The sequence below is a fragment of the Burkholderia sp. 10_S31 genome, assembly GCF_056930375.1.
This window is the reverse complement of sequence record NZ_JBXOWK010000003.1, coordinates 805320-831977: the sequence shown is the minus strand read 5'-3', so window position 1 is coordinate 831977 and position 26658 is coordinate 805320. Positions and strand designations below refer to the sequence as shown.

Sequence of the window (26658 nt, the reverse complement as noted above, 5' to 3'; positions counted from 1 at the left end):
CGGGATCCGCGCGCAGCTCGCGCGCGCCGCGGATCAGAAGCGGAAGACCGACGCGCCCCAGGTGAAGCCGCCGCCAACGCCTTCGATCAGCACGTGCTGACCGCGCTGGATGCGACCGTCGCGCACCGCGGCGTCGAGCGCCAGCGGGATCGATGCAGCCGACGTGTTGCCGTGCTGGTCGACCGTCACGACCATGCGCTCCTGCGGCAGGCCGAGCTTGCGGCAGGTGCTGGTCATGATGCGGATGTTGGCCTGGTGCGGAATCAGCCAGTCGACCTGCTCGGGTGCGAGATTCGCCTTGGCGAGCGCCTCGATCGCGACCTTTTCGAGCACGTTGACCGCGAGCTTGAACACGGCCTGCCCGTCCATGTACAGGAACGCGCTGCCGTCGATCACGCCGCGATTGACGTTGCCCGGCGTGCAGAGGATGTTCGAATAGCTGCCGTCCGCATGCAGCGCGCTGCCGAGCACGCCCGGCTCTTCCGATGCGGACAGGATCACCGCGCCCGCGCCGTCGCCGAACAGCACGCAGGTCGTGCGGTCCTTGAAATCGAGAATGCGCGAGAACGTCTCAGCACCGACGATGAGCGCCGTGCGGTGCTGGCCGCTGCGGATGAAGCTGTCGGCCGTCGCCATCGCATAGGCGAAGCCCGAGCATACGGCCTGCACGTCGAATGCCGCGCCGCCGTTCTTGATGCCGAGCTTGTTCTGCAGCAGGCAAGCCGTGCTGGGGAACACGAAATCGGGGGTCGAAGTCGCGACGATGATCAGATCGATCGACTGCGGATCGATGTCGGCTGCCTCGATCGCACGGCGCGACGCTTCGAGCGCGAGATCGCTCGTCGTGACGTCCGGTGCGGCGAAATGGCGCGCATGGATGCCCGTGCGCGCAACGATCCACTCATCGCTCGTCTCGATGCCTTCCTTCGCGAGACGATCGGCGAGCTGCTGGTTCGTGACGCGGTCGGGCGGCAGGTAGCTGCCCGTGCCGAGCACGCGGGAATAGAGAGTCGATTGGGCCATTTATGCTTTAGAGGATTGCGCAGCGGAAGGTTCGGCGTGATGGCCTGCGGCCGGGCTCGTCTGGCCCGCGCCGCCCGCGTCGTGTTCGCCGTCGCCGAGCGACACCGAATTGTCCGCCATCGCGCGCGCGAGGCGCTCCAGCACGCCGTTTTTGACGGCATCATACCCGCGTTTGATCGCCCACTCAAACGCGTAGGCATCGGCCGAACCGTGGCTTTTGATCACGAGGCTCTTCAGCCCCAGCAGCGCCGCGCCGTTGTACTGGCGATGGTCGACGCGCTTCTTGAAGCGCATCAGCACCGGCAGCGCGAGCAGCGCCATCAGCTTCGACATCAGCGAACGGCCGAACTCCTCGCGGATGATGTCGGACAGCATCTGCGCGAGCCCTTCGGACGTCTTCAGCGCGACGTTGCCGACGAAGCCATCGCAGACGATCACGTCGACCGTGCCCTTGTAGATGTCGTTGCCTTCGACGTTGCCGCGGAAATTCAACGTGCTGGCGCGCAGCAGTTCGCCTGCGCGCTTGATCGTCTCGTTGCCCTTGATGACCTCTTCGCCGATGTTCAGCAGGCCGATCGTCGGACGCTCCTTGCCTTCGAGCGCGGCGACGAGCGCATGCCCCATCTCCGCAAACTGCAGCAGGTGCTGCGGCTCGCAGTCGACGTTCGCGCCGAGGTCCAGCATCATCGTGTAGCCGGTCGGGTTCGGCAACGCGAACGCGATCGCAGGCCGCTCGATGCCGGGCAGCGTCTTGAGCACATAACGGGAAACGGCCATCAGCGCGCCGGTGTTGCCGGCGGAGATACAGGCCTGCGCCGCGCCTTCCTTGACGTGATTGAGCGCGACACGCATCGAAGAATCCTTCTTCTTGCGCAGCGCCACTTCGACAGGGTCGTCCATCGCCACGACTTCGGTGGCGGGCACGATGGTCAGCGCGGGATCGTCGAGGGCCTTCAGCTTTTTCAGCTGAGCGCGGATCGCGCTTTCGATGCCGACGAGCATCAGATGCGCATCGGGATGCGCGCGGACGAACTTGACTGCCGCGGGAACGGTCACGGACGGGCCGTGGTCGCCTCCCATGCAATCGATTGTGAGCTTTACGGTCATGGAATGCGACGAATTTCAGGCACAAAAAAGCGGCAGTTGAATGCCGCCTTTTTGTTGAGCCAGGAAAGTGTCAAGCGAACCAGTTGTCACGCGAACGGCGATCGTAGCGCGCAACGCGTGACTTGACGCTTAGTCGTTCTTCGTCTTGACGACTTTCTTGCCGCGATAGTAGCCGTTCGGGCTGACGTGGTGACGCAGGTGCACTTCACCCGTGCTCGGCTCGACTGCCAGCGGCGCTGCCGTCAGGAAATCGTGCGAACGATGCATGCCGCGCTTCGACGGCGACTTCTTGTTTTGCTGGACTGCCATGACTAACTCCTAAATAATTTTCCGGATTCTAACACAGCCCGATCCGGCGCTTGACTACCCTGGCCCAAAGCCCTTACGCCTTCCCGCGCCACAACTGCTTAGTGTTTCTTGCTGCCGTCCCCGTCCTTCTTCAACGCTTCCAGCGCTGCGAACGGATTCGGCCGTTTGCCTTCGTCCTCGCCGTCGGCGGACTCATCGTCCGCGTCTTCCGAAGGACCGCTCGCACCCGACACGAGGCTTTCGTGGACTGCCGGGCAAACCTCGTGCTTGGGCACGAGCGGCAACGAAAGCAGCAACTCCTCTTCGATCAAGTCGACGAGATCGAACTGGCGTGAGCCCACGATCACATCGGCTTCATCGTCGTCGAGCGGAAATTCTTCAGCTTCCTCTTCGGTCGCGACGACCCGGTACGTCATGTCGATGTCGAACGCCTGGTCGTACGGAGTCATGCAGCGCTGGCACGTGAGCCATGCATGGCCGTGCACCGCGAGGCGCAGATACGGCTGCTGCCCATCGGCGCCGTCGTCCTGCAACTCCTTCTGGGTGAACCCTTCGGCCTGCCACGTGAAGACCGTGTCGCGATCAGACGCGTCCGCCGGCACTTCATTCAACATGCGCGGCAGTTGCGACAGACGCACGGCGCCCGCTGCCTGCCGCCCGCTGCGGGCGAATTCGAACAGGTCGACTGCGTGCGGATCAAGCGATGCTGCAGGCTTGCCAGAAGAAGTGTTCATGTTGCGCTCCTGCCTACAGGCTGACTTGCGGGATCCGGCTTGCGGGCGCCGATCATTTGGCGCCGCTTACTTACGTACCCTTACCTACGTACCGTTACGTACGCGATCTACGCCGCGTACGATGACGTACTTTACTTCCGAAGATCGGCAGGCGCCACCACAGCGAAAGCCTGTCGACGAAAAGCGGGAAAGCATACCTGTTTTACCTTTTTCGGTCAATCACTTATGCTTGCGCCCTCGCAACACCGCTTCACGCCCGACGACTCACCGATCCAACCGACCATGCCGGATACCGTTTGCCGCCCGCCGCGGCTGATTCTCGCCTCCAGTTCCCGCTACCGCCGCGCGCTCCTCGAGCGCCTCGGCCTGCCGTTCGACGTCGTGTCGCCCGACCTCGACGAAACCCCGCTCGCGGGCGAAACGCCGGCCGCGACCGCGCTGCGCCTCGCCGGCGCGAAGGCGCGCGCGGTCGCCGCGACGATCGACGCGCCGGACGGCGTGCTCGTGATCGGTTCGGACCAGGTCGCGACGTTCGACGGCCTCCAGATCGGCAAGCCCGGTACGCACGAGCGCGCGCTCGCGCAGCTCCTGTCGATGCAGGGACGGAATGTCGAGTTCCACAGTGCGCTCAGCCTGTACGACAGCCGCACGGGCGAAACGCAGAGCGAGGACATCGTCACGCACGTGCGCTTCCGTTCGCTACCCGAAGCCGAACTCGATGCGTACCTGCGCGTTGAAACACCGTACGACGTCGCCGGCAGCGCGAAGTCCGAAGGACTCGGCATCGCGCTGCTCGACGCGATCGACTCCGACGACCCGACGGCGCTCGTCGGCTTGCCACTGATCGCGCTCACACGGATGCTGCGCGCCGCAGGCTACCCGCTGTTCGCTACCCAGGGAGACCGCGCATGACGGCCGGAACGCTCTATCTCGTCCCGAACACCCTCGGCGAAGGCGACGAATCGATGCTCGCCGCCGTACTGCCTGCGGCCGTGCAAGCGCGTGCCGGCACGCTCGGCTACTACATCGGCGAAAACGCGAAAACGACCCGCGTGTTCCTGAAGAAGATCGGCACGACGCGGCCGATCCAGGAAATCGAGATCCGCGAACTGAACGTCAACACGCCGGCCGGCGAGATCGACCGGCTGCTGGCGCCAGTGCTGGCGGGTGCGGATGCGGGGCTCGTGTCCGAGGCCGGCTGCCCCGCCGTTGCCGATCCCGGCGCGCTGCTGGTCCGCCGGGCGCACGAGCGCGGCGTGAAGGTCGTGCCGCTCGTCGGGCCGAGTTCGATCCTGCTCGCGCTGATGGCGTCGGGCCTGAATGGCCAGAGTTTCGCGTTCAACGGCTACCTGCCGGTCGATGCGGCCGCGCGCGCGAAGCGCCTGCGCGAACTCGAGCAACTGTCGCGCAAGGCGCGCCAGACGCAGATCTTCATCGAGACGCCATACCGCAACCACGCGATGCTCGACACGCTCGTCGCAACTTGCGCACCGTCGACACAGATCTGCGTCGCGGCCGACCTGACCCTCGAGACCGAGACAATCGCCAGCCGCTCGGTAGCCGACTGGAAAAAGGCGCCCGCGCCGAATCTGCACAAGCGCCCCGCCATCTTCCTCCTGCTCGCGAACTGACGCTCGCAGCCGGAGCCGCTTCGCGGCACGGGGCACCCGGCTCCGTTCGCCGCGGCGGCGGCCCGACCGCCGCTCAGCGCAGGCTGAACGACGTGCCGCCCGCGGTGAGGGCCTTCATCGCCGCTCCGCCAACCGCCGCGCCGAATTTGCGCGCGACGCGGTTCGTCAGGCTTTCCTTCACCGTGTAGTCGACGAGGTCCGGCGCCTTCAGCACGTCGCGCGCGACCGTGTCGGTCGTGCCATAGGCATCGGCGAGCCCCAGCTCCACGCTCTTCTCGCCCGTCCAGAACAGGCCCGAGAACATATCGGGCGTTTCGTGCAGCCGCTTGCCGCGACCATCCTTCACCGCCTTGATGAACTGCGCATGGACCTGGTCGAGCAGCGCCTGCGCATGGGCGTCCATCTTCGGCGTCTCGGGCGAGAACGGGTCGTAGAAGCCCTTGTTTTCACCCGACGTGTGCAGACGGCGATCGACGCCGAGCTTGCCCATCAGGCCCGTGAAGCCGAACCCGTCCATCAGCACGCCGATCGAGCCGACGATGCTCGCCTTGTCGACGAAGATCTTGTCGGCGGCGGACGCAATGTAATAACCGCCCGATGCGCACATATCGGTCACGACGACATACAACGGCTTGTCCGGATACTTCGTGCGCAGCCGACGGATCTCGTCGTAGACCATGCCGGCCTGCACCGGGCTGCCGCCCGGGCTGTTGATCCGCAGCACGACGCCGGCCGTTCCGTCGTCGTCGAATGCGGCATCGAGCGCCGTGTTGATGTCGTCGGCGTTCGCGTTGGTGCCCGCCGCGATCTCGCCGTCGATCGTCACGAGCGCCGTATGGCGCCCGCTCGACAAGAACTTCGAATCGCTCGAGAAATCGATCAGCGCGAACGCGAGCAGCACGAACACGCCGAGGAACGCGAAGCGGAAGAAGATCTTCCAGCGCCGCGCCGCGCGCTGTTCCCTGACGGCCGCGAGCGCGATCCGCTCGAGCGCCGCCCGCTCCCAGTTCGGCTCGCGGCTGTCGGGACGGGACGAGGAATCAGGGGTGTTCGGTTGATCGGCCATGCAGTAGTGTCGTCAGTCGGTCGTGGCGGGAGGGGGCGGAGCGGCGGGACCCAGGTCGGCATCCGGCACCCAGAATACCGCACGCCCGTCCGGCGTGTCGCGCTCGTCGACTTCTACCGGCCGCAGGCGGCCGCCGCGACACGGGCCGCCGACGCACTTGCCGGTATCCGGTGCGTAGATCGCGCCGTGCGTCGCGCACATCAGGTAAAGGCCCGACGACTCGAAGAACTGCCCCTCGGCCCAGTCGAGTTCCATCGGCACGTGCGCGCAGCGATTCAGGTAGCCATACGCGCGGCCGTCGTAGCGCACAAAGAACACGACCGCCTGCTCGCCGCGCAGCGTCGCGTCGACGCGCACGCCGGCGCCGCCGTCGGTCAGCGCGTCCGATGCGCACACGCGCACGGCTTCCGGCGCCGCGCTCATGCGTGCTCCCGCAGCCATGCCGCCAGCGCGACGACGTCCGGCGCGACGAAGCGCGGCGTCAGCGCGGCCAGCGCGTCGGCCGTATGCGCACCGTACGAGACGCCGATGCCGGCCGCCCCTGCGCTCGCGGCCATCTGCAGGTCGTGCGTGGTATCTCCGATCATCACGGTACGCGCAAGATCCTGCCCCAATTCACGGGACAGTTCGTGCAGCATCGCCGGGTGCGGCTTCGAGAACGTCTCGTCCGCACAGCGCGTCGCATCGAACAGGCTCGTCAGCTTCGACTGGTCGAGTACGCGGTTCAGCCCAACCCGGCCCTTGCCGGTCGCGACCGCCAGCAGGTAGCCCGTATCGCGCAATTCCGCGAGCAGTTCGCGCACGCCGGCGAACAACGTGATGCGCTGATCGTCCAGCAGGTAGTGATAGCGGTAACGCTCGGCCAGCCGCGGATACTCGGACGGATCGAGGGTCGGAGCGGTAATCTGCAGCGCATCGCGCAGGCCGAGGCCGATCACGTAGCGGGACGCCTTGTCCGACGGCGTGGGCAGGCCGAGATCGCGGCAAGCCGCCTGGATGCTATGCGCGATGTGCGCAGTCGAATCCATCAGCGTGCCGTCCCAGTCGAAGACGATCAAATCAAATTGCTGTCGGGCCATGCGAATCAGGCGGTATCGCGCAGAGCGCTGAGTTGATCAAGAAAGCGCCGGCATTCGTCCGGCAGCGGCGCGTCGAACTGCAGCGGCTCGCCGGTCAGCGGATGCGCGAGCTTCAGCCGGTACGCATGCAGGAACATCCGTTTCAGCGACGGTTGCGCATTCGCGCGCGCCAGCGCCTTGTTCAGTGCGAAATCGCCGTACTTGGCGTCGCCGGCGATCGGCAGGCCGAGATGCGCGAGGTGCACCCGGATCTGATGGGTGCGACCCGTTTTGAGTTCCGCTTCAACCAGCGCGTAGTGGGGCCAGCTTTCGACCAGGTTGAACACCGTGTGCGACGGCAGGCCGTCGTCCTGCACGCGCACGCGCCGCTCCCCTTCCGGGGTCGAATACTTGAACAGCGGCGCCTTTACCGCGCGGCGGCGGCCCCAGTCGGGCTGCCATTCACCGTGTCCGCACGCGAAGTAGCGCTTGTCCATCCGGTTTTCGCGGATCTGCTCGTGCAGGCCGACGAGCGCCGAGCGCTTCTTCGCGAGCATCAGGATCCCGGACGTCTCGCGGTCGAGCCGGTGCACCAGTTCGAGGAATTTCGCGCGCGGGCGCGCCTGGCGCATCTGCTCGATCACGCCGAACGCGACGCCGCTGCCGCCATGCACCGCGACGCCGGCCGGCTTGTTGATGACGAGCATCGCGTCGTCTTCGTACAGCACGTCGAACTGCGCGGGCGGCACGACCGGCGTGTCGGCGCGCGCGAGGTCGGCCGCGGCCACCCGCACGGGCGGCACGCGGACGATGTCGCCGAATGCGAGGCGGTACTGGGCGTCGACCCGACCCTTGTTTACGCGCACTTCGCCGCTGCGCAGGATCCGGTAAATATGGCTTTTGGGCACGCCTTTACAGACGCGCAACAGGAAGTTGTCGATCCGCTGACCAGCCGAGTTTTCGTCGATCTGGAGCATCGATACCTGGCCGCTTGCGACCGAATTCTGGGATATTTTGCCTAACTCATTCATACTGAATATAATTTTGCCCAGCCTGACGTTGAGGGTGGCCTGACAGGCCGGCCCCGGCTGAATCGGGCAAGGCGCAAGCGCAAACCATCATTTTACTTGCGCCGGGGGTCCGCTGCTCGCCCCTAATCCAAGAGATGCAGCAAGTTGCACGCACGGCGCCGGCCGTCGGCAAGGATCGCGCCCACAGGCGGATTCGGTCGACAAGGCGCCGCGGTAACGGAAAGTTGGTTGAAAAGAATTTGATCGGCAGCCCGACGGCGCGAAGTGCGTCCGCGGGCTGCCGGTTGCGAAAATTACGGCGTTGCGCCCGATTTGGCCCCGCGAAGCGTGCGGGGCTTGGCGACGTCAAACCAGGGAAGTACACCCCAGGCGGGAAAGTCGGGCTGGATTCGATACTCCCCGCTGCGGCCCAAGCCGCAGCATCTGCCGCCCGTCGGCGCGCGCGACGCATTGCGCGCGCCCCGTGGCAGTGCCCCGGTCTCAGGCTTAGCGCGCTTTCGCAGCGTGCGGTGTGTGGACGCCGTGCTTTGAAGCCGTGTTCGCAGGTGCCCTATGGCCGCCGGCCCCGTCTTTCGGGCCCAAGCGCCTCTTCAGGCAATTCTCCCCGCCATCCTTCCCGCTCCAGCGTGCTTGTGACAACACAACAAGGCGCGGCCTGCCGTCGTTCCCGCCCTCGCGACTGACAACCGCGAGGCGCCGGCAGCAGAGCCGCCTGGAGTCGTTCATGAAACGCATGCTGTTCAATGCGACGCAGCAGGAGGAGCTGCGCGTCGCCATCGTCGATGGGCAGAAGCTCATCGACATCGACATCGAGACAGCCGGGCGCGAACAGCGCAAAGGCAATATCTACAAAGGTGTCATCACCCGTATCGAGCCGTCGCTCGAAGCGTGCTTCGTTAACTACGGCGAAGACCGCCACGGCTTCCTGCCGTTCAAGGAAGTCGCCCGCCAGTACTTCAAGGAAGGCATCGACATGCGCTCCGCGCGCATCCAGGATGCCCTGCGCGAAGGCCAGGAGCTGATCGTCCAGGTCGAGAAGGAAGAGCGCGGCAACAAGGGCGCCGCCCTCACGACCTTCATCTCGCTCGCCGGCCGCTACCTCGTGCTGATGCCGAACAACCCGCGCGGCGGCGGCGTGTCGCGCCGGATCGAAGGCGACGAGCGCCAGGAACTGCGCGAAACCATGGCGCAGCTGCAGATTCCGGACGGCATGAGCATGATTGCCCGCACCGCGGGCATCGGCCGCAGCGCCGAGGAACTGCAGTGGGACCTGAACTACCTGCTGCAGCTGTGGCGCGCGATCGAAGCGGCGTCGCAAAGCGGCAACGCCGGCCAGCCGATGCTGATCTATCTGGAATCGAGCCTCGTGATCCGCGCGATCCGGGACTATTTCCAGCCCGATATCGGCGAAATCCTGATCGACACGACCGAGATCTACGATCAGGCCCGTGCGTTCATGGACATCGTGATGCCGGACAACGTGTCGAAGGTGAAGCGCTACCACGACGACGTGCCGCTCTTCTCCCGCTTCCAGATCGAGCACCAGATCGAAACCGCGTACTCGCGCACGGTTCCGCTGCCGTCGGGCGGCGCGATCGTGATCGACCACACCGAAGCGCTCGTCGCGATCGACGTGAACTCGGCGCGTGCGACCAAGGGCGCGGACATCGAGGAAACGGCGACCCGCACGAACCTCGAAGCAGCGGACGAAGTGGCCCGCCAGCTGCGCCTGCGCGACCTCGGCGGCCTGATCGTGATCGACTTCATCGACATGGAGTCGGCCAAGAGCCAACGCGAAGTCGAGCAGCGCCTGAAAGACGCGCTCAAGCACGACCGTGCGCGCGTGCAGATGGGCAAGATCTCCCGCTTCGGCCTGATGGAACTGTCGCGCCAGCGCCTGCGTCCGGCCCTGTCGGAAGGCAGCCACGTGACGTGCCCGCGCTGTAACGGCACCGGCCACATCCGCGATACCGAATCGTCCGCGCTGCAGGTCCTGCGGATCATTCAGGAAGAAGCGATGAAGGAAAACACCGCGGCGATCCACTGCCAGGTGCCGGTTGAGGTGACCGCCTTCCTGCTCAACGAAAAGCGTCAGGAAATCAACAAGATCGAGTCGCGCTTCAAGGTCGGCATCGTGCTGATCCCGAACAAGCACCTCGACACGCCGCACTACAAGCTCGAGCGCCTGCGCCACGACGACGCGCGCCTCGACGATCCGCGTGCGTCCTGGAAGATGGCCGAGGAAGCCGCCCGTGAACTGGAGTCGGAAACCGGCTACAGCAAGCGCGCAGCCGATGTGAAGCCGAAGCAGGAAGCGGCCGTCAAGGGCATCACGCCCGAGCGTCCGGCTCCGAGCCCGGCTCCGCAGCGTCCGGCCGAGCCGGTTGCGGTGCCCGCCCCTGCCCCGGTTGCTGCGGCAAGCGGCGGCTTCATTGGCTGGCTGAAGGGTCTGTTCGGCATGTCGCCGGCTCCGGCACCCGCGCCGGTTGCACCGGAACCGGCGAAGGAACAGGCAGCCCGTCCCGCCCGCGGCGAGCGCACCGAGAAGTCCGAGCAACGCGGCGAACGCGGCGGCGATCGCAACCGCAACCGCCGTGGCGGCACCCAGCAGGCTCAGGGTGGTCGCGACCAGGCAGCGGCAGGCCGCGGCCAGTCGCAACGCCAGGAACGCGAAGGCAAGGAAGTTCGCGAGCCGCGTGAACCGCGTGAGGGTCGCGAACCGCGTGAAAGCCGTGAAGGTCGTGACGGCCGCGAGGGCCGCGAGGGCCGTGGCCCGCGCGAAGGCCGCGAACCGCGTGAAAGCCGTGAGTCGCGCGAACCGCGCGAGAACCGCGAACCGCGCGAGCGCGCCGAGCAACAGGAAGCCGTCGAGGCAGCCGGTCGCGGCGAACGTCGTGAGCGCGGTGAGCGCCGTAAGCCGACGCAACACGCGGCGACGCTCGAGACCGTCACCCGTGGCGAACATCCGGAAGCGGAAGCCGACCAGGCCGTCGCAACGGCGCTGCCGGGCGCCGATGTCGCCGCCGACACGGAAGCCGGCGCACGTGACGGCGAGGAACGTCGCCGCCGCCGCCGCGGCCGCCGCGGTGGTCGTCGCGAGCGCGAGGACGAAGGCGCAGTCGTCGAGCACGCCGAACAAGGCGTGGACGGCGAAGCCGTCGTGCACGCGGTGACGGCGGAAGCCCAAGGCGCGGTCGAGCCGGCCCATACGACCGCACCGGTCGCCGTAGCAGCCGTCGCTGCAGCAGGCGCCGTGGTTGCCGAAGCAGCAGTCGAGCAGCGTGCCGAAGCAGTCGCACCGGCTGCGGTCGAGTCGCAACCGGCACCGGTTCGTGTCGAAGCGACGCCGGTCGCACCGATCGAGCCCGCACCGGCAGCCGAATCGGCACCGGTCGCGCCGGCCGCTGCTCCGGAAGCCGGCCCGGCTCCGGTTACGGTTTCGCCGACCGATGCGTTCGAAGTGCCGGCCACGCCGGCTGCCGTCGAAGCGCCGCAGTCCGCGCCCGTCGAGCAAGCCGCACCGGCACCGGTCGTCGCAGCCGAAGTCGCTCCGGCAGCCGTCGAACCGGCCTACGTCGAGACAGCACCGGTCGAAGCCGTTGCCACGCCGGCTCCAGCGCCCGTCCAGCCGGTCGCTACGCCCGCTTCGGCGAGCCTCGATGTCGTGCTGGAACAGGCCGGTCTCGTGTGGGTGAACACGGACGCCGACAAGTTCCGCGCCGCACAGGAAGCCGCGTCGCGCCTGCCGCGTCCGTCCCGCGTGCCGCGCGAACGCAAGGCACTGCCGCCGGTCGACTCGACCCCGATGCAGCAGGTCGAAACGTCGCACCGCTAAGCGGCGCGGCGCCCGACCAGGAAAAGCCCGCCTCCGGCGGGCTTTTTCATTTCCGCGCTGCGGGTTTCCGCCCACCGGCCCGGCCGGCCGCTTGAGGCTAAAATGGAGGCTTGGCTCGCACTTCTTTCAACATGTCCCGACGCATCATTCCTCTCGCCGACGTCAGCGGGATGCCGGATATCTCCGGCGTCGCGCATACCCCTGACGGTGCCCTGGCCGACACGTTCGCCAGGCCGCTGCGCGACCTGCGCATCTCGGTGACGGACCGCTGCAACTTCCGCTGCGTGTACTGCATGCCGCGGGACGTATTCGACAAGGACTACCCGTTCCTGCCGCACAGCGCCCTGCTCACGCACGAAGAGATCGAGCGCGTGGCGCGGCTGTTCGTCGCGCACGGCGTAGAAAAGATCCGGATCACGGGCGGCGAGCCGCTGCTGCGCAAGAACCTCGAATTCCTGATCGAGCGCCTCGCGCGCCTGACGACTCACGACGGCCGCCCGCTCGACCTGACGCTGACCACCAACGGCTCGCTGCTCGCGCGCAAGGCGCGTGCGCTGAAGGACGCCGGCCTCACGCGCGTGACGGTCAGCCTCGACGCGCTCGACGACACGCTGTTCAAGCGCATGAACGACGCCGATTTCGCGAGCGCGGACGTGCTCGACGGCATCTTCGCCGCGCAGGCCGCGGGCCTCGCCCCGGTCAAGGTCAACATGGTCGTGAAGCGCGGCACCAACGACGGCGAGATCCTGCCGATGGCCGAGCGCTTCCGCAGCACCGGCGTGATCCTGCGCTTCATCGAATACATGGACGTCGGTACGTCGAACGGCTGGAACATGACCGAAGTGCTGCCGTCCGCGGACGTCGTCGCGCGGATCGCCGAACAGTTCCCGCTCGTGCCGCTCGAGCCGCACACGGCGGCGGAAACCGCGCAGCGCTGGGGCTACGCGGACGGCAGCGGCGAGATCGGCGTGATCTCGAGCGTCACGCAGGCATTCTGCGGCGACTGCACGCGCGCGCGGCTGTCGACCGAAGGCAAGCTGTACCTGTGCCTGTTCGCATCCACAGGCCATGACCTGCGCGCGCTGGTACGTGGCGGCGCCACCGACGCCGAAATCGCGACCGCGATCGCCCGGATCTGGCAGGCCCGTACCGACCGCTATTCGCAACTGCGCGGCAGCGCGGCCGCCGACGCCGCGCCCGACGGCGCCGGCAAGCGCGTCGAAATGTCGTACATCGGCGGCTGACGCGCGCCGCCCGCCCCGACTTCCCGCAATGTCCGCTTCCGCCTCGCCTTCCGTCACCGGCCTGCTGCTCGCGGGCGGACGTGCCACGCGCATGGACGGCGCCGACAAGGGCCTGCAGCTGCTCGACGGCACGCCGCTCGCGCTGCACGTGCTGCGCCGGCTCTCGCCGCAGGTCGACGAGACGCTGATCAGCGCGAATCGGAACGCCGATCGCTACGCCGAGCTCGGTGCGCCGTTCGGCGCGCGCATCGTGCCGGACGAAACACCCGATTTCCCCGGCCCGCTCGCGGGCCTGCTTGCCGGCATGCGGGCAGCGCGCGCACCGCTCGTCGCGTGCTCGCCGTGCGATACGCCCTATTTGCCGGCCGATCTCGTCGCGCGGCTGCACGCGGCGCTTGACGCGCAGCAGGCCGACATCGCGATGGCAGTTACCGTCGACACGCAGCACGCGCGTTCGCCGCAGCCAACCTTCGCGCTGCTGCGCACATCGCTCGCCGACGATCTCGCCGCAGGACTCGCGACCGGCGAGCGCAAGGTCCGTGCGTGGTACGCACGCCACAAGACGGTCGAAGTCGAGTTTCGCGACGAGCGTGCGTTTTACAATGCCAACTCCTGGCAGGAACTCGCCGCGCTTGCCCGCCGCTGACGGCACCGGCATCCGTTCCCGCCCGCCGCATGCGCCTCCGCGCTCAGGCGCCCTCCGCGCGCCGCCGGCCACGAACCCGATACGCCTTGCGGCGCAGTCCGACTGATGATCACCCAATCCTCACCCGCTTCCCGAACCGCCCCCGATTCCGATGCCCCGCTGTCGCTCGCCGATGCGCAAGCGCTCGCGTGCCGGTTCGCGGTGCCGGTCGACGGGTACGACACGGTGCCGCTGCATGACGCGCTCGACCGCGTGCTCGCAGCCGACGTGAACGCGCCGTTCGACATTCCCGCGTACGACAATTCGGCGATGGACGGCTACGCGTTCGACGGCAGCGCTGGCGCACCTGCATCGGCCGCCGACATCACGCTGACGGTCGCCGGCGCGGCGTTCGCCGGCCATCCATTCGATGGCACGGTGGTGCCCGGCGCGTGCATCCGCATCATGACCGGCGCGCCGATACCGGCTGGATGTGACACGGTCATTCCGCAGGAGCACGTGCGCGTCGACGGCGACATCATCCGCTTCGCCGCGCACGACGTCGCGCGCGGCGCGAACTGCCGCCGGGCCGGCGAGGATCTCGCGCGCGGCGCGTGCGCGCTCGCCTCCGGCCGCATCCTGCGCCCGTCCGATCTCGGCCTGCTCGCATCGTTCGGGTTGCGCGAAATCACGGTGCGCCGCCGCGTGCGCGTCGCCGTGTTCTCGACCGGCGACGAACTGCGCGAGCCCGGCGAGCCGCTCGGCCGCGGCACGCTGTACGACAGCAATCGCGGAATGCTGATCGCGATGCTCGAAAGGCTGCATATCGACGCGCTCGATCTGGGGATCGTCCGCGACGATCCGGCCGCGCTCGAACGCGCGCTGCGCGATGCCGCCGCCGCACGGGCCGACGCAGTGATCACGTCGGGCGGCGTGTCGGTCGGCGAAGCCGATTTCACGCGCGACGTGATGGCACGGCTCGGCGACGTGACCTTCGCAAGCCTCGCACTGCGGCCGGGCCGGCCGCTCGCATGCGGCACGCTCGCGCGCGCGGGCGACGATGCCGGCCAGGTGCTGTTCTTCGGGCTGCCCGGCAATCCGGTCGCGTCCGCCGTGACGTTCTACGCGATCGTGCGCCCCGCGCTGCTGACACTGGCCGGCGCGCACACGCCGCCGCCGGCGACGTACACGGCGCTCAGCACACAGACCCTGAAAAAGCGTCCGGGGCGCACCGAATACCTGCGCGCCGTCGCGACGCGCGCCGCCGACGGCCAGTGGCATGTCGCGCCGGCAGGTTCGCAGAGTTCCGCATCGCTGAGCGGTCTCGCGGCCGCCAACTGTTTCATCGTCCTGGGCCACGATTCCGCGGCAGTCGACGCGGGCGCCCCGGTCGACATCCTGCCGCTCGACGGCCTGATCTGAATTCCAATCGGTATATCTCTACGGGGGCAATCCGCACATGAAGAAACAAATCTCGTCGATCGCCGCGGGGCAGACCGCGAAGGCGCTGATCCTCGTCTACCTGACGTTCAGCGTGCCGATCGTGCTGCTCGGCATCCTGGTCGCGTACATCCGCTACGGGATGGTCGAACTGAGCACGATCCTGAGCGCGCTGCTGCTGAACGCGATCCTCGGTTTCGTGCTGCTGTGGATCGCCTGCCACGCGTACAACTGGGTCGCGTCACGCTTCGGCGGCATCGAGATCGTGCTGTCCGATCCGCCGGAGGAAGCGTGAGCGGCACGCCGCTGATCCGTGCGGCCGAAGCGCACGACGTCGGCGCGATCCTCGCACTGATGCGCGAGCTGGCCGAGTTCGAGAAACTCACGCACCTGTTCGTCGCGAGCGAAGCCGATCTGGCCGACGCACTGTTCGGCGAACGCCCCGCCGCCGAAGCGCTTGTGGCCGAGCGCGACGGCGCGATCGTCGCGTATGCGCTGTTCTTCCACAACTATTCGACGTTCCTCGGCCGTCGCGGCCTGTATCTCGAGGATCTGTACGTGCAGCCGTCGCAGCGCGGCACGGGGCTCGGCACCGCGATGCTGCAGCACCTCGCGGCACTCGCCGTCGAACGCCGCTGCGGGCGCTTCGAATGGTCGGTGCTCGACTGGAACCAGCCGGCAATCGATTTCTACGAGAAGATGGGCGCGACCGTGCTGCCGGACTGGCGAATCGTGCGCGTCACCGGCGACGCGCTGGACGCGCTCGCCGCACGCTGAACGCGGGCCGGCCACACCGGTCGCCGCTTCGAAAAAACGGGCGCCGCGGCGCCCGTTCTTCGTTCCAGCCGGTTGCGGCTGCACACGCCATGCGTCATGCATCGTCCGCATCGGCGCCGTCCGCGGCTTCCGCGCCCAGCAACCCGGCCGCCGTATCGCCCGGCAACGCCTCGACCTGCTTCAGCTTGCGGTTCATCACGCGGGTGCGCTGCTCGGCTGCCTCGATCGAGCGCGTGACCGTTTCGAGTTGCGCCTTCGTGCGCGCGAGCACATCGCCAAACTTGCCGAATTCGGTCTTCACCGCACCGAGCACCTGCCACACTTCGCTCGAGCGCTGCTCGATCGCAAGCGTGCGGAAGCCCATCTGCAAGCTGTTCAGCAATGCGGTCAAGGTCGTCGGCCCTGCCACCGTCACGCGATAGTCGCGCTGCAGCAGGTCGGTCAGCCCCGGACGACGCAGGATCTCCGCATAGAGCCCCTCGGTCGGCAGGAACAGCAGCGCGAAATCGGTCGTATGCGGCGGTGCAACGTACTTCTCGGCGATCGTCCTCGCTTCCATCCGCACGCGCGTTTCGAGCGCACGGGCCGCGTCCTCCACCGCCACCGAATCGGCACGTTCCTGCGCATCGATCAGCCGCTCGTAGTCCTCGCGCGGAAATTTCGCGTCGATCGGCAGCCACACCGGCGGTGCGTCACGCGTGCCGGCGTCGCGCCCCGGCAGCCGGATTGCGAACTCGACGCGTTCGCTGCTCTTCGGCACCGTCGCGACGTTCTTCGCGTACTGGTCGGGCGTGAGCATCTGCTCGAGCAAGGCCTCTAGCTGCACCTCGCCCCAAGTGCCGCGCGTCTTCACGTTGGTCAGCACCTTCTTCAGGTCGCCGACGCCGGCCGCGAGCGTCTGCATCTCGCCGAGCCCGCGATGCACCTGCTCGAGCCGGTCCGACACGAGCTTGAACGATTCGCCGAGCCGCTGTTCGAGCGTCGCATGCAGCTTCTCGTCGACGGTGCGGCGCATCTCCTCGAGCTTCGCCGCGTTGTTCGTCTCGATTTCCTTCAGCCGCTGCTCGAGCGTCGCACGCACTTCGCCGATCCGGCGATCGTTGGCCTCGGTCAGTTGCGTGAGCTGTCGGTTCAGCGTGTCGCCGAACAGCCGCAGTGCGACCGTCTGCTCTTCACGCGCCTGCTGCGCCTGGCGCTGCACGCTCTCGCGCATCGCGTCGAACTGCTGCGCGTTGCCGGCGACGAGCTTGCCGAGCTGTTGCGCGAAACCTTCGATCTGGTTGTTCTGCACGGTCGCGATGCTCGTCAGCTGCGTCGCGAGCGTCTGCTGAAGCTGCGAGAAACTGCCGGCCAGCTCGGTGCGCGAGCCGCGCGCGTTCTCGACGATCTCACCGCGCAACTCGCGTTCGAGCCGCTCGACCGCGAGCGCCTGCGCGTGAGCAGCGTCCTCGATCTGGTCGCCGAGCACGGCCGCATCGTCGTGGCGGCCGCCGCCGCGCACGATCGCGACGATCGCCAACGCGAGCGCGACGGCCAGCACGACGACCGCCGCCAGCAACACCATCGTCGTCATGCGCGCGGCTTCCCGATCACGTCAGGGTTGATCGGGTTCGGCGGCTGCCCCGCGCGCGGCCCGACGCCCAGTGCGGCGATCAGGTTGTCGGCTGCGAGGTTCGCCATCGCACGGCGCGTCTTCTCGGTCGCACTCGCGATGTGCGGTGTCAGCACGACGTTCGGCACCTCGAGCAGTGCCGGATGGACGCTCGGCTCGCCTTCGTACACGTCGAGGCCGGCCGCGGCGATCGTCCCGCTGCGCAGCGCGGCGGCCAGCGCCGCGTCGTCGACGATGCCGCCACGCGCGATGTTGGTCAGCGTCGCAGTCGGCTTCATCTTCGCGAGCTCGGTCGCGCCGATCGTGTGATGGTTCTCCTTCGTGTACGGCAGCACGAGCACGACGTGATCGGCGCGCGCCAGCAGCACATCCTTCGCCACGTACTCGGCACTCAACTCGGCCTCGATCTCGGGCGCGACCCGCGACCGGTTGTGATAGATCACCTGCATCCCGAAGCCGCGCGCGCGGCGTGCGAGTGCCTGGCCGATGCGCCCCATTCCGATGACGCCGAGCGTCGAACCGTAAATGTCGCTGCCGAGGAATCCGTCGTACGTCCACTTCTGCCAGTGCCCCGCGCGCAGCCAGTGCTCGGATTCTGCGATCCGGCGCGCGGCGGCCATCATCAGCGCCCAGCCGAAATCCGCGGTCGACTCGTTCAGTACGTCGGGCGTGTTGGTGCCGAGCACGTTCGCCGCGTTGAACGCGGCCATGTCGAAGTTGTTGTAGCCGACCGCCATGTTCGATACGACGCGCAGGCGCGGTGCTGCCGCCAGCTCGGCCGCGCCGACCGGGTCGCCCGCCGTCAGCGCGCCGTCCTTGTCGGCGAGACGCGCGGCGAGCGCATCGGGGGCGAGCGCGTCGCCGTTGTTCCAGTCGACTTCGAAATACTGCTCGAGCCGTTCGATCACGTCCGGAAAAATCGGACGTGCGACCAGGATCTTCTGCATCGCCATCTCCGCATGCCGCGGCCGGAACGCGACGCGTCGTGCGCCGCCGGAACCGTCCACGCTTGGTTGAAAATCGTCAGCCTACGCCGTGAAGAAGATCCACGACGTCAGCAGGAATACCGGCACCAGTATCACGAACGCCCAGCCGAGATACGCGAAGAAGCTCGGCATCTTCACGCCGCGCGACTCCGCGATCGCCTTCACCATGAAGTTCGGCGCATTGCCGATATAGCTGTTCGCGCCCATGAACACCGCACCCGCCGAAATCGCGGCGAGCGTCGTCGCGCCCGTCGTCATCAGCGATTGCGCGTCGCCGCCTGCGAGGTTGAAGAACACGAGGTAGGTCGGCGCGTTGTCGAGGAACGACGACAGCAGACCGGTCGCCCAGAAGTACATCGCGTCGATCGGCTTGCCGTCGGGCCCCGTGACGAGATGGACGATCTGCGCGAACGCGCCGTCCGCACCCGCGCGCAGGATCACGATCACCGGCGCGATCGTCACGAAGATCCCGGCGAACAGCTTCGCGACCTCCTCGATCGGCGCCCAGTTGAACGCATTGCCTTCGCGCGCCGAGCGCGGCGTCAGCGCGAGCGACGCGAGTGCCACGACGACGAGCGCGACGTCGCGCACGAGATTCTGCAGCGCGACGTGCGTGCCCCATACGTCGAACGTGATGCCCGGCTTCCAGATGCCGCTCATCAGCACGAGGCCGATCACGGCCGCGAGCAGCACGAAGTTGACCTTGCCGTCGATCGACAACGCGGCATCGTCGGGTGTCGGGTCGAGCGCGGCCGGCCGCTCCTCGCCGCCCTTCCGGTAGAAATACGTGTCGAGCACGAAGAACAGCATCAGCAGCACCGCGCAGATGAACAGCATCGGCAGCGCGAGATGCGTGGTCGTCCAGAAGAAGCTCACGCCGTTCAGGAAGCCGAGGAACAGCGGCGGATCGCCGAGCGGCGACAGCGAGCCGCCCGCGTTCGCGACGAGGAAGATGAAGAAGATCACGACGTGCACGACATGCTTGCGGTTGTCGTTCGCGCGCAGCAGCGGCCGGATCAGCAGCATCGCGGCGCCCGTCGTGCCCATCACGCTCGCGAGCAGCGTGCCGAGCGCAAGGATCGCCGTGTTCAGCTTCGGCGTGCCGTGAAGGTTGCCGTTCACGCAAATACCGCCGGCGACCGTATAGAGCGCGGTCAACAGCACGATGAACGGGATGTACTCCTCGAGCAACGCGTGCACGAGCGTGCCGAACGCCGTGCCCGCGCCGAACGCGAGCGCGAACGGAACCAGGAACGCGATCGCCCACGCCGCGGCGATCTTGCCGAAGTGGTGATGCCAGAACACCGGGGCGACGAGCGGGAACACCGCGATGGACAGCAGGATCCCGGCGAACGGGATGCCCCAGAGTGCGGACAGCGTGGCACCGTCGAGCGTGGCGGCCGATGCGAGTGCGGGAACGGCGCCAAGCGCGGCTCCCGACGCCATGCCCGCCCAGGCGGCATGTCGTTTCATGCAGCACTTCCTTGTGCGAGTGAGTCGAGTGAGGATGAAGCCGGCGCGCGTCATGCGCCCCGCACGACGATCGCATGAACGCGGTACGGGCCGTGTGCGCCCAGCACGATGGTCTGCTCGATATCGCCCGTGCGCGACGGGCCCGACACGAAATTGACCGCGCGCGGCAATTCGCCGCGCTCCGCGCGAATCAGCGCGAATGCGTCTTCATGGCCCGCGACGATCCGCGAGGCCGGCACGATCGCGATGTGAGTCTCCGGCAGCAGCCCGGCCGATGCATAGGTGTCGGGGCCGGACAGCAGCACCAGCGAACCCGTTTCGGCGGTCGCGCAGAAGCAGCCGGTCAGGCCGACGAGATCGCCGTCGCGCGGCTTGCGGCATTCGACCGACAGGCCTGCGCCGACCCAGTCGAGCTCGGCCAGCGTGCGCCATGCGACGGCCTGCATCGGCAGGCCGTGAGCGGAAAGATAGCGGGCAGCAGCAGCGGGCGCGTCGGCCAGCGTCGCGACTTCGTCGACCGTCGTCGACAGACGTGCAGCTTCATCGACGAACGCGGCGACGAGGTCGGCCGGCATCGGCGGGCGCGGCCCCTCGGGATGGCGGCCGAGATAGTCGGCGACTTCGTCGCGCTCCGCCGCATCGGGTTCGGGCGCGCGCCCTTGCGCCGCGCGAATGCGTGCGAGGATCTGGCGACGGGCAGCGGAAGTGTCCATGAACGGTCCTCGTGACGTTGGCGTGCGATACCGTCGGATTATACCGGCCGCCCTCGCCGCGACGCACCTGGCCGGACGGCCGACGCCTACTGCGCCGCGTCGTCGTCGACCGGCTGCGCGATGCCGAACACCTGGCGCAGGTATGCGAGATACGCCCTGTCGTCGCACATGCTCTTGCCTGGCGAATCCGACAGCTTCGCAACCGGCTGTCCGTTGCAGCGAACCATCTTGATCACGATCTGCAGCGGCACGTAGCCGAGGTCGTTCGTGAGGTTGGTACCGACGCCGAACGCAAGCTTGCAGCGGTTTCGAAACCGTTCGTACAACTGCATGACCTTCGGGATGTCGAGCGCATCCGAGAACACGAGCACCTTGGTGCGCGGATCGCAGCGGTTCGCCTCGTAGTGGCGCAGCATGCGCTCGCCCCACTCGAACGGATCGCCCGAATCATGGCGCGCGCCGTCGAACAGCTTGCAGAAGTACATGTCGAAGTCGTTCAGGAACGCATCCATCCCGTAGACGTCCGACAGCGCGATCCCGAGGTCGCCGCGATACTCCTTCGCCCACATCTCGAAACCGTAGGTCTGCGAATCGCGCAGCCGCGGGCCGAGCGCCTGGCAGGCCTGCAGGTATTCGTGTGCCATCGTGCCGAGCGGCGTCAGGTCGTGCTTCATCGCGTAGAACACGTTGCTCGTGCCCGCGAACTGCGGCCCGAGCCCGTCGCGCAGCGTCAACGCGACCTCCTCGTGCCACACCTTCGAGAAGCGCCGGCGCGTGCCGTAGTCGGCGATCTTGCAGTCGGCGAACTCGGGCTTCGCGCCGAGCAGCTTGATCTTCTCGCGCAGCCGCACGCGGCCTTCGCGATAGTCGGGCTCGCGCTGCGTGTTGCGGAAATAGACTTCATTGACGATCGCGAGCACCGGGATCTCGAACAGGATCGTGTGCAGCCACGGTCCCTCGATCACGATGTCGATCTCGCCGTTGCCCTTCGGCGAAGGGGTGATCGAGATGTACTTCTCGTTCAGGTGGAACAGCGCGAGGAAGTCGACGAAATCGCTCTTGATGAAGCGCATGCGCCGCAGGTAGTCGAGTTCGATGTCGGTGAAGCGCAGCGAACACAGGCCGCGCACCTCGTCGCGAATCTCGTCGATGTACGGCACGAGATCGACGCCCGGCGTGCGGCACCGGAATCGGTACTCGACGTTTGCGGCAGGAAAGTGATGCAGGACGACCTGCATCATCGTGAACTTGTAGAGATCCGTGTCGAGCAGCGAAGTGATGATCATGATTACGGCACCGCCAATATCGTGACAGGGCCCCGGCGCACCGCGCGCCGCCCGGTCTGTTGGCCATGTTACCCGAATGCGGGCCCGACCATCGTGAAACCTCCCCTGCCCGGGCCGTGCCGGCAGCGCCGCATGCGCGGCATCCGCCGTCGGCCCCATAAACTAATCACGAAACGATATAAGCCGGATAGCCGACCATGCCATGCGGGTTTTGCGCTTCAGTTACAATGCCGCTTTTGGCGCAAACGCCACCCCATATATACCGCCAAGCAGGAGCGCTTTAATGACTCACGTTGTGACCGAAGGCTGCATCAAGTGCAAATACACGGATTGCGTGGATGTGTGCCCGGTGGATTGCTTCCGTGAAGGTCCCAACTTTCTCGCCATCGATCCGGACGAGTGCATCGACTGCGCCGTGTGCGTCGCCGAGTGCCCGACCAATGCGATCTATGCCGAAGAAGACGTTCCGGGCGACCAGCAGCAGTTCACCGAGCTGAACGCCGAACTGGCGAAGAACTGGCCGTCGATCACGAAGACCAAGCCGGCACCGGCCGACGCGGACGAGTGGAAGGACGTGCAGGAAAAGCTGCACCTGCTCGAGCGCTGATCGCGCAGCGGCACCGCAAAAATATTTTGTGCACCGCCGCTCAAAAGTATTGACAGGTTAGCGAACACTCCATACAATCTCGTTTCTCTGCTGTTGTTGTTTGTTCCCCGATAGCTCAGTCGGTAGAGCGCCGGACTGTTAATCCGTAGGTCCCTGGTTCGAGCCCAGGTCGGGGAGCCAAAAAAGCAAAGGCCCGTTGAAAGTGGACGGGTTTTTTGTTGGCAACCGAACAAGCAGATGTACCGATTTATTCCCCGATAGCTCAGTCGGTAGAGCGCCGGACTGTTAATCCGTAGGTCCCTGGTTCGAGCCCAGGTCGGGGAGCCAAACAGCGAAAGGCCCGTCATTCGACGGGCCTTTTGTTTTTCCGGCGCCTGTCGGCCACCGCCACGCATGCTAGAGTCTCTGTCCCGCATTCGCATCCGGTTCCGTCGATGAAGCATCGCCTCCTTTCCGCCGCGCCGTTCGCCCTGCTGCTCTCCACCTTTGCCGTCGCACCACTCGCGCACGCGGAGGAAGTCGGCAGCGTCAACACCCATTTCCGCGTGACGGGCTCCGACCGCGTGGTCGTCGAAGCGTACGACGATCCGCTCGTGACGGGCGTCACCTGCTATGTGTCGCGGGCGCGCACTGGCGGGATCAAGGGCACGCTCGGCGTCGCCGAGGATCCGAGCGAAGCGTCGATCGCGTGCCGGCAAGTCGGTCCGCTCAGCTTCAAGGAGCCGCTCAAGCAGCAGACCGACGTGTTCAGCGAGCGGATGTCGTTCATCTTCAAGACGCTGCACGTCGTGCGCGTGGTCGACAAGAAGCGCAACACGCTCGTCTACCTGACCTACAGCGACCGCATCGTCAGCGGCAGCCCGAAGAACGCCGTCACCGCGGTGCCGATGCCGGCTGGCACGACGATTCCGGTCAAGTAAGCCCGCGCCTGCCGGGCGCGCGAGCGCTACACTGTCGATTCGACCGCTTAGCGTCCGACCATGTCCGCCACCCGTCTTCCCGACTCCGCACGCTACTGGCGCACACCGCTGCTGCCGGATGCGGATCTGCTCACGGCCACCTATCGCGACCATACGTTCGCGCCGCACTGGCACGACGCATACACGATTCCCGTGATCCTCGAGGGGGCGGAGCGCTACACCTGTCGCGGCAGCGGCCATGTCGCCGAAACGGGTACCGTGCCCGTGATCAATCCCGGCGAAGTGCATACGGGCTCGCGCGCGACCGACGAAGGCTGGTGCTATCGCGTGAGCTACGTGCCGGTCGACTACATTCGCGCACTCGCCACCGCGATCGCCGGGCGACCGCAGGATGCGCCGTGGTTCCCGTCCGACGTGATCCGAGACACCGATCTCGCGACACGGCTCGCGCTGGCCCACCGGATGATGGAGGCCGGCAGCGAACGCATACCGGCTGGTCACCTGTCTGGCCAGCCGGCCGACGACGTACCGGCGGCCGGAGCCCCGCGCATCTACGATCCGCTCGCCGCCGAAACGGCGATGCTCGATGCGCTGTCGACACTCATCGCGCGCCATGCCGACGCGCGGCTGCGGCCCGCAGCGCTCGCGGCCGACGAGCCGCGCGTCGATGCGATGCGCGAACGGCTTGCCGCCGATCTCACATGTACGGTCACGCTGGACGACGTCGCTCAGGCCGCCGGCCTGTCGCCGTTTCACGCAGCACGCCTGTTCACCCGCACGACCGGGATGCCGCCGCATGCGTGGCGCAACCAGCTGCGACTGCAGCGTGCGCTTGCGCCGTTGCGCGCGGGCGCGTCGATTGCCGATGTCGCCGCGGCCAGCGGCTTCGTCGACCAGAGCCACTTCACACGGCATTTCAAACGGATGTTCGGCGTGCCGCCTGGACGCTGGCAGGCGCGCTGACGCGCACGCTCCTCACCCCGCATCACCCGCCCGCGGCAGCCGGCGCCCGCGGGCGCAAGAACATACAAGCCGCCACGAGATCGGCCCGCTATCCTCCATTCCATGGAGAAGCGCCCTTTGAACTCGACACCCATCCCCTCGTCCCTGCCCCGCCGTCCGTTCAATGAATGGCTCGACGGCGCACGCGACACGATCCCGATGATGATCGGCGCGGCGCCGTTCGGCGTGATCTTCGGCACGCTCGTCGGCGGCGGGCCGCTGACCGCATGGCACGGCGCGCTAATGTCGCTCGCGGTGTTCGCGGGCTCCGCGCAATTCATCGCGCTCGGCCTGATCGCCGGCAGCGCGAGCTTCGTCGTCGTGCTCGCGACGACGCTGATCGTGAACCTGCGCCACCTGCTGTACAGCGCGACGCTCGCGCCGTATGTCGCGCACCTGCCGCTGCGCTGGCGCGCAACGCTCGGCGCGCTGATGACCGACGAGGTGTTCGCGGTCGCCTACGCGCACTACCGGCACTTTCCGCCCGGTGCGATCGGCCCCCACTACTTCTTCGGTTCGGGCCTCGCGATGTACTTGAACTGGCAGGTCTGGACGCTCGCGGGCATCGGCTTCGGCGCGGCCTTCCCGGGCCTCCAGTCGCTCGGCCTCGATTTCGCGATGGCGGCGACCTTCATCGCGATCGTCGTCCCGCAGCTCGGCACGCTGCGCTATTTCGCGGCCGCCGCAACTGCCGGCACGCTCGCGTACTTCTGGCAGGGCTGGCCGTACAAGCTCGGGTTGCTGGGCGCGGTCGCCGCCGGCGTCGCGGTCGGCGTCGCGCTCACGCTGATGCACGAGCGCTCGCGCACCGGCTCACGCACGGAGGCCGCATCGTGAGCTACGCACTGCTGATCCTCGGGATGGCCGCGATCACCTATGCGATCCGGACGACGCTGTTCCTGTTCGGCGAGCGGCTGACCTTCCCGCCGCTCGTGCGGACGGCACTCGGCTTCGTGCCCGTCACCGTGCTGACCGCGATCATCGTGCCGATGACGGTTTCGCCGCACGGCGGCACGGCCGAGCTGACCTGGCGCAATCCGCAGCTGGTCGGCGCGCTCGCGGCCGTGCTCGTGTCGGCGACGACGCGCCGGCCGCTCGTGACGATCGCGCTCGGGCTCGCAGTGTTCTTCTTCTGGCAAGGGATCGTGATGCCGCACTGGCTGCCGGCCTGAGCGGACGTCGCCGGCCGCGCTCAAGTTTCCGTCCTGCGCGCCGATATAGGGGATGAAGATCCGCCATCGGCCTCGGCGCGAACCGGTCCGTCGACGCTGCGCCCATACCGGTGCACGGCGTCGGACGCCGGCACGCGCGGGCCGCCATCGAGACGATTCATGGGCCAGATCACCCTTTCCCTCAAGGACGACACGCTTGCGTCCCTGCGCAAGGACTACGACGCGTTCGTGCGCGTGTCGCTGAAACTCGACCCGCAGTTCGCGACGCCGTCGTTCGAGGACTTCCTGCGTGCCAAGCTGCTCGACAACATGGTGCCGCTGACCGAGCATGCCGTGCAGCGGATGCTCGAGGGTGGCCAGTACGCGTGGGCGAAACGCACGCTCGACAAGGAATTCCCGGACGTCGTCGCGATCCTGATGCGGCAGGCCGGCGAATTCGGCTTCGGCTTCGCGTCGCGCTCGGAATGGACGCCTGACGAGCTCGCGAAGGCGTGCCGCGACTGGGCCAAGGCGATCGTCACCGAAGCGCAAGGCGATCCGTCGCTCGTCGATCCGCTCGCCGCGCAGATCAAGAGCGCGGTGCACGACATCCAGGCACTCGAGGAAATGATGCAGACGCCCGCGTGGCGGCTCGCGGAATCGCTGCGCCAGCGCATCTACGAGGCGAAGCTCGCATGCGAGATGAGCGTCGGCAGCGCCGCGCGCGACAAGCTCGGCGAACTGCGCGGCCTGCTGCGGCTCGGGCTCTCGCACGGTTCGTTCCAGAAACAGGAAGCGCAGCAGATCATGGAGTACCTGCGGCTGCTGAAGCCCGAAATCTTCGTCGACGAACCGTACGACGTGTTCACGCGGCTCGCCGCGTGGCTGCGCAGCGTGTTCACGCCGTCCGCCGCACGGCCGGCGCCGGAACAGCGCCGGCCATGACGGTCCGGCCCCGCGCATGAAGAACGGCCCGGTTCGCGCGAAGCGAACCGGGCCGCCGGTCGATCGCCGTCACGACGCGCCGT

Annotated in this window: 27 protein-coding genes and 2 tRNA genes; 16 read left to right on the top strand and 13 right to left on the bottom strand. The window is 67.2% G+C overall.

What is annotated here, in order from left to right:
- Positions 1-33: 33 nt before the first annotated feature.
- The 4 genes from AC1Z3W_RS23955 to AC1Z3W_RS23940 form a co-directional block, all read right to left on the bottom strand.
- A complete protein-coding gene (locus AC1Z3W_RS23955) occupies positions 34-1023 on the bottom strand; it encodes a beta-ketoacyl-ACP synthase III (RefSeq protein ID WP_057928055.1) in 990 nt (329 codons plus the stop codon).
- A complete protein-coding gene (gene plsX / locus AC1Z3W_RS23950) occupies positions 1024-2130 on the bottom strand; it encodes a phosphate acyltransferase PlsX (RefSeq protein ID WP_057928056.1) in 1107 nt (368 codons plus the stop codon).
- 129 nt (positions 2131-2259) lie between these two features.
- Entirely contained in the window at positions 2260-2439 is a 180-nt protein-coding gene (gene rpmF, locus AC1Z3W_RS23945; RefSeq protein WP_006051932.1) for a 50S ribosomal protein L32, read from the bottom strand.
- A gap of 98 nt (positions 2440-2537) precedes the next feature.
- Complete coding sequence (locus tag AC1Z3W_RS23940; RefSeq protein ID WP_057928057.1) at positions 2538-3173, bottom strand: YceD family protein; 636 nt, start codon at positions 3171-3173, stop codon at positions 2538-2540.
- Between the two features lie 282 nt (positions 3174-3455).
- On the opposite strand from AC1Z3W_RS23940, the gene AC1Z3W_RS23935 reads away from it, so the two are divergent.
- Both AC1Z3W_RS23935 and AC1Z3W_RS23930 read left to right on the top strand, forming a co-directional pair.
- The gene (locus AC1Z3W_RS23935; protein ID WP_057928058.1) at positions 3456-4085 is read left to right on the top strand and encodes a Maf-like protein; all 630 of its coding nucleotides are present in this window, start codon (positions 3456-3458) and stop codon (positions 4083-4085) included.
- Positions 4082-4804: an SAM-dependent methyltransferase gene (locus tag AC1Z3W_RS23930; protein ID WP_124834863.1), complete on the top strand. Its 723-nt coding sequence runs from the start codon at positions 4082-4084 to the stop codon at positions 4802-4804. Before AC1Z3W_RS23935 ends, AC1Z3W_RS23930 begins: the two co-directional genes overlap by 4 nt.
- A 73-nt stretch (positions 4805-4877) precedes the next feature.
- On the opposite strand, the gene AC1Z3W_RS23925 is transcribed toward AC1Z3W_RS23930, so the two are convergent.
- The 4 genes from AC1Z3W_RS23925 to AC1Z3W_RS23910 are packed head-to-tail and all read right to left on the bottom strand — an operon-like array spanning position 4878 to position 7959.
- A complete protein-coding gene (locus AC1Z3W_RS23925; RefSeq protein WP_483508567.1) occupies positions 4878-5870 on the bottom strand; it encodes a S49 family peptidase in 993 nt (330 codons plus the stop codon).
- A 12-nt stretch (positions 5871-5882) separates the two neighbouring features.
- Positions 5883-6293 (bottom strand): Rieske (2Fe-2S) protein, encoded by a 411-nt coding sequence (locus AC1Z3W_RS23920; RefSeq protein ID WP_057928139.1) that lies wholly within the window; start codon positions 6291-6293, stop codon positions 5883-5885.
- Complete coding sequence (locus AC1Z3W_RS23915) at positions 6290-6949, bottom strand: HAD-IA family hydrolase (protein ID WP_483508566.1); 660 nt, start codon at positions 6947-6949, stop codon at positions 6290-6292. The genes AC1Z3W_RS23920 and AC1Z3W_RS23915 overlap by 4 nt, the downstream gene beginning before the upstream one ends.
- Positions 6950-6954: 5 nt before the next feature.
- Complete coding sequence (locus AC1Z3W_RS23910; RefSeq protein WP_057928062.1) at positions 6955-7959, bottom strand: RluA family pseudouridine synthase; 1005 nt, start codon at positions 7957-7959, stop codon at positions 6955-6957.
- A 724-nt stretch (positions 7960-8683) separates the two neighbouring features.
- Here AC1Z3W_RS23910 and AC1Z3W_RS23905 point away from each other — a divergent pair.
- From AC1Z3W_RS23905 to AC1Z3W_RS23880, 6 genes are all read left to right on the top strand, one after another.
- Positions 8684-11794 carry an Rne/Rng family ribonuclease gene (locus AC1Z3W_RS23905; RefSeq protein ID WP_483508565.1) on the top strand — a complete coding sequence of 1037 codons (3111 nt, stop codon included), beginning with the start codon at positions 8684-8686 and terminating at the stop codon, positions 11792-11794.
- A 131-nt stretch (positions 11795-11925) separates the two neighbouring features.
- Positions 11926-13038 (top strand): GTP 3',8-cyclase MoaA, encoded by a 1113-nt coding sequence (gene moaA / locus AC1Z3W_RS23900; RefSeq protein WP_057928064.1) that lies wholly within the window; start codon positions 11926-11928, stop codon positions 13036-13038.
- Between the two features lie 28 nt (positions 13039-13066).
- Positions 13067-13684, top strand: a complete 618-nt coding sequence (gene mobA, locus AC1Z3W_RS23895; RefSeq protein ID WP_124834865.1) for a molybdenum cofactor guanylyltransferase MobA — start codon at positions 13067-13069, stop codon at positions 13682-13684.
- Positions 13685-13789: 105 nt separating this feature from the next.
- Positions 13790-15085, top strand: a complete 1296-nt coding sequence (gene moeA, locus AC1Z3W_RS23890) for a molybdopterin molybdotransferase MoeA (protein ID WP_483508564.1) — start codon at positions 13790-13792, stop codon at positions 15083-15085.
- A gap of 37 nt (positions 15086-15122) precedes the next feature.
- Positions 15123-15398 carry a hypothetical protein gene (locus AC1Z3W_RS23885; RefSeq protein ID WP_006476519.1) on the top strand — a complete coding sequence of 92 codons (276 nt, stop codon included), beginning with the start codon at positions 15123-15125 and terminating at the stop codon, positions 15396-15398.
- Entirely contained in the window at positions 15395-15880 is a 486-nt protein-coding gene (locus tag AC1Z3W_RS23880; protein WP_057928067.1) for a GNAT family N-acetyltransferase, read from the top strand. The genes AC1Z3W_RS23885 and AC1Z3W_RS23880 overlap by 4 nt, the downstream gene beginning before the upstream one ends.
- A 94-nt stretch (positions 15881-15974) precedes the next feature.
- On the opposite strand, the gene AC1Z3W_RS23875 is transcribed toward AC1Z3W_RS23880, so the two are convergent.
- From AC1Z3W_RS23875 to pncB, 5 genes are all read right to left on the bottom strand, one after another.
- Positions 15975-17453: a DNA recombination protein RmuC gene (locus tag AC1Z3W_RS23875; protein ID WP_057928068.1), complete on the bottom strand. Its 1479-nt coding sequence runs from the start codon at positions 17451-17453 to the stop codon at positions 15975-15977.
- On the bottom strand, positions 17450-18439 hold the full coding sequence (locus AC1Z3W_RS23870; RefSeq protein ID WP_057928140.1) for a 2-hydroxyacid dehydrogenase: 990 nt from the start codon (positions 18437-18439) through the stop codon (positions 17450-17452). Before AC1Z3W_RS23870 ends, AC1Z3W_RS23875 begins: the two co-directional genes overlap by 4 nt.
- Before the next feature lie 81 nt (positions 18440-18520).
- Positions 18521-19951 (bottom strand): sodium:proton antiporter, encoded by a 1431-nt coding sequence (locus tag AC1Z3W_RS23865; protein ID WP_057928069.1) that lies wholly within the window; start codon positions 19949-19951, stop codon positions 18521-18523.
- Between the two features lie 50 nt (positions 19952-20001).
- Entirely contained in the window at positions 20002-20664 is a 663-nt protein-coding gene (locus tag AC1Z3W_RS23860; RefSeq protein ID WP_057928070.1) for a LutC/YkgG family protein, read from the bottom strand.
- Positions 20665-20750: 86 nt separating this feature from the next.
- Positions 20751-21950, bottom strand: a complete 1200-nt coding sequence (pncB, locus tag AC1Z3W_RS23855) for a nicotinate phosphoribosyltransferase (protein ID WP_124834867.1) — start codon at positions 21948-21950, stop codon at positions 20751-20753.
- Positions 21951-22233: 283 nt separating this feature from the next.
- Here pncB and fdxA point away from each other — a divergent pair, with 283 nt between their 5' ends.
- The 8 genes from fdxA (at position 22234) to AC1Z3W_RS23815 (ending at position 26575) form a co-directional block, all read left to right on the top strand.
- Positions 22234-22557: a ferredoxin FdxA gene (fdxA, locus tag AC1Z3W_RS23850; protein ID WP_006753067.1), complete on the top strand. Its 324-nt coding sequence runs from the start codon at positions 22234-22236 to the stop codon at positions 22555-22557.
- Between the two features lie 104 nt (positions 22558-22661).
- Positions 22662-22737: transfer RNA gene (locus AC1Z3W_RS23845), tRNA-Asn, on the top strand.
- Positions 22738-22808: 71 nt separating this feature from the next.
- A tRNA-Asn gene (locus AC1Z3W_RS23840) sits at positions 22809-22884 on the top strand.
- Positions 22885-22991: 107 nt separating this feature from the next.
- A complete protein-coding gene (locus AC1Z3W_RS23835) occupies positions 22992-23477 on the top strand; it encodes a CreA family protein (protein ID WP_057928072.1) in 486 nt (161 codons plus the stop codon).
- Between the two features lie 60 nt (positions 23478-23537).
- The gene (locus AC1Z3W_RS23830) at positions 23538-24440 is read left to right on the top strand and encodes an AraC family transcriptional regulator (protein WP_057928073.1); all 903 of its coding nucleotides are present in this window, start codon (positions 23538-23540) and stop codon (positions 24438-24440) included.
- A 102-nt stretch (positions 24441-24542) separates the two neighbouring features.
- Entirely contained in the window at positions 24543-25316 is a 774-nt protein-coding gene (locus AC1Z3W_RS23825) for an AzlC family ABC transporter permease (protein ID WP_124834868.1), read from the top strand.
- Positions 25313-25651, top strand: coding sequence for an AzlD domain-containing protein (locus tag AC1Z3W_RS23820; RefSeq protein ID WP_006757668.1), 339 nt, complete (start codon positions 25313-25315; stop codon positions 25649-25651). The genes AC1Z3W_RS23825 and AC1Z3W_RS23820 overlap by 4 nt, the downstream gene beginning before the upstream one ends.
- Positions 25652-25810: 159 nt before the next feature.
- A complete protein-coding gene (locus AC1Z3W_RS23815; RefSeq protein ID WP_057928075.1) occupies positions 25811-26575 on the top strand; it encodes a DUF4088 family protein in 765 nt (254 codons plus the stop codon).
- Positions 26576-26658 lie beyond the last annotated feature (83 nt).

Excerpts from the sequence above, each read along its gene's own strand:
- AC1Z3W_RS23830 (WP_057928073.1), top strand. The coding sequence starts at position 23,538 with ATGTCCGCCACCCGTCTTCCCGACTCCGCACGCTACTGGCGCACACCG.
- AC1Z3W_RS23825 (WP_124834868.1), top strand. The coding sequence starts at position 24,543 with ATGGAGAAGCGCCCTTTGAACTCGACACCCATCCCCTCGTCCCTGCCC.
- AC1Z3W_RS23865 (WP_057928069.1), bottom strand. The coding sequence starts at position 19,951 with ATGAAACGACATGCCGCCTGGGCGGGCATGGCGTCGGGAGCCGCGCTT.
- AC1Z3W_RS23910 (WP_057928062.1), bottom strand. The coding sequence starts at position 7,959 with ATGAATGAGTTAGGCAAAATATCCCAGAATTCGGTCGCAAGCGGCCAG.
- AC1Z3W_RS23835 (WP_057928072.1), top strand. The coding sequence starts at position 22,992 with ATGAAGCATCGCCTCCTTTCCGCCGCGCCGTTCGCCCTGCTGCTCTCC.
- AC1Z3W_RS23870 (WP_057928140.1), bottom strand. The coding sequence starts at position 18,439 with ATGCAGAAGATCCTGGTCGCACGTCCGATTTTTCCGGACGTGATCGAA.
- mobA (WP_124834865.1), top strand. The coding sequence starts at position 13,067 with ATGTCCGCTTCCGCCTCGCCTTCCGTCACCGGCCTGCTGCTCGCGGGC.
- AC1Z3W_RS23920 (WP_057928139.1), bottom strand. The coding sequence starts at position 6,293 with ATGAGCGCGGCGCCGGAAGCCGTGCGCGTGTGCGCATCGGACGCGCTG.
- AC1Z3W_RS23925 (WP_483508567.1), bottom strand. The coding sequence starts at position 5,870 with ATGGCCGATCAACCGAACACCCCTGATTCCTCGTCCCGTCCCGACAGC.
- AC1Z3W_RS23860 (WP_057928070.1), bottom strand. The coding sequence starts at position 20,664 with ATGGACACTTCCGCTGCCCGTCGCCAGATCCTCGCACGCATTCGCGCG.
- AC1Z3W_RS23940 (WP_057928057.1), bottom strand. The coding sequence starts at position 3,173 with ATGAACACTTCTTCTGGCAAGCCTGCAGCATCGCTTGATCCGCACGCA.
- rpmF (WP_006051932.1), bottom strand. The coding sequence starts at position 2,439 with ATGGCAGTCCAGCAAAACAAGAAGTCGCCGTCGAAGCGCGGCATGCAT.
- moeA (WP_483508564.1), top strand. The coding sequence starts at position 13,790 with ATGATCACCCAATCCTCACCCGCTTCCCGAACCGCCCCCGATTCCGAT.
- AC1Z3W_RS23955 (WP_057928055.1), bottom strand. The coding sequence starts at position 1,023 with ATGGCCCAATCGACTCTCTATTCCCGCGTGCTCGGCACGGGCAGCTAC.
- AC1Z3W_RS23905 (WP_483508565.1), top strand. The coding sequence starts at position 8,684 with ATGAAACGCATGCTGTTCAATGCGACGCAGCAGGAGGAGCTGCGCGTC.
- AC1Z3W_RS23930 (WP_124834863.1), top strand. The coding sequence starts at position 4,082 with ATGACGGCCGGAACGCTCTATCTCGTCCCGAACACCCTCGGCGAAGGC.
- fdxA (WP_006753067.1), top strand. The coding sequence starts at position 22,234 with ATGACTCACGTTGTGACCGAAGGCTGCATCAAGTGCAAATACACGGAT.
- AC1Z3W_RS23935 (WP_057928058.1), top strand. The coding sequence starts at position 3,456 with ATGCCGGATACCGTTTGCCGCCCGCCGCGGCTGATTCTCGCCTCCAGT.
- AC1Z3W_RS23885 (WP_006476519.1), top strand. The coding sequence starts at position 15,123 with ATGAAGAAACAAATCTCGTCGATCGCCGCGGGGCAGACCGCGAAGGCG.
- AC1Z3W_RS23915 (WP_483508566.1), bottom strand. The coding sequence starts at position 6,949 with ATGGCCCGACAGCAATTTGATTTGATCGTCTTCGACTGGGACGGCACG.
- AC1Z3W_RS23815 (WP_057928075.1), top strand. The coding sequence starts at position 25,811 with ATGGGCCAGATCACCCTTTCCCTCAAGGACGACACGCTTGCGTCCCTG.
- plsX (WP_057928056.1), bottom strand. The coding sequence starts at position 2,130 with ATGACCGTAAAGCTCACAATCGATTGCATGGGAGGCGACCACGGCCCG.
- AC1Z3W_RS23875 (WP_057928068.1), bottom strand. The coding sequence starts at position 17,453 with ATGACGACGATGGTGTTGCTGGCGGCGGTCGTCGTGCTGGCCGTCGCG.
- pncB (WP_124834867.1), bottom strand. The coding sequence starts at position 21,950 with ATGATCATCACTTCGCTGCTCGACACGGATCTCTACAAGTTCACGATG.
- moaA (WP_057928064.1), top strand. The coding sequence starts at position 11,926 with ATGTCCCGACGCATCATTCCTCTCGCCGACGTCAGCGGGATGCCGGAT.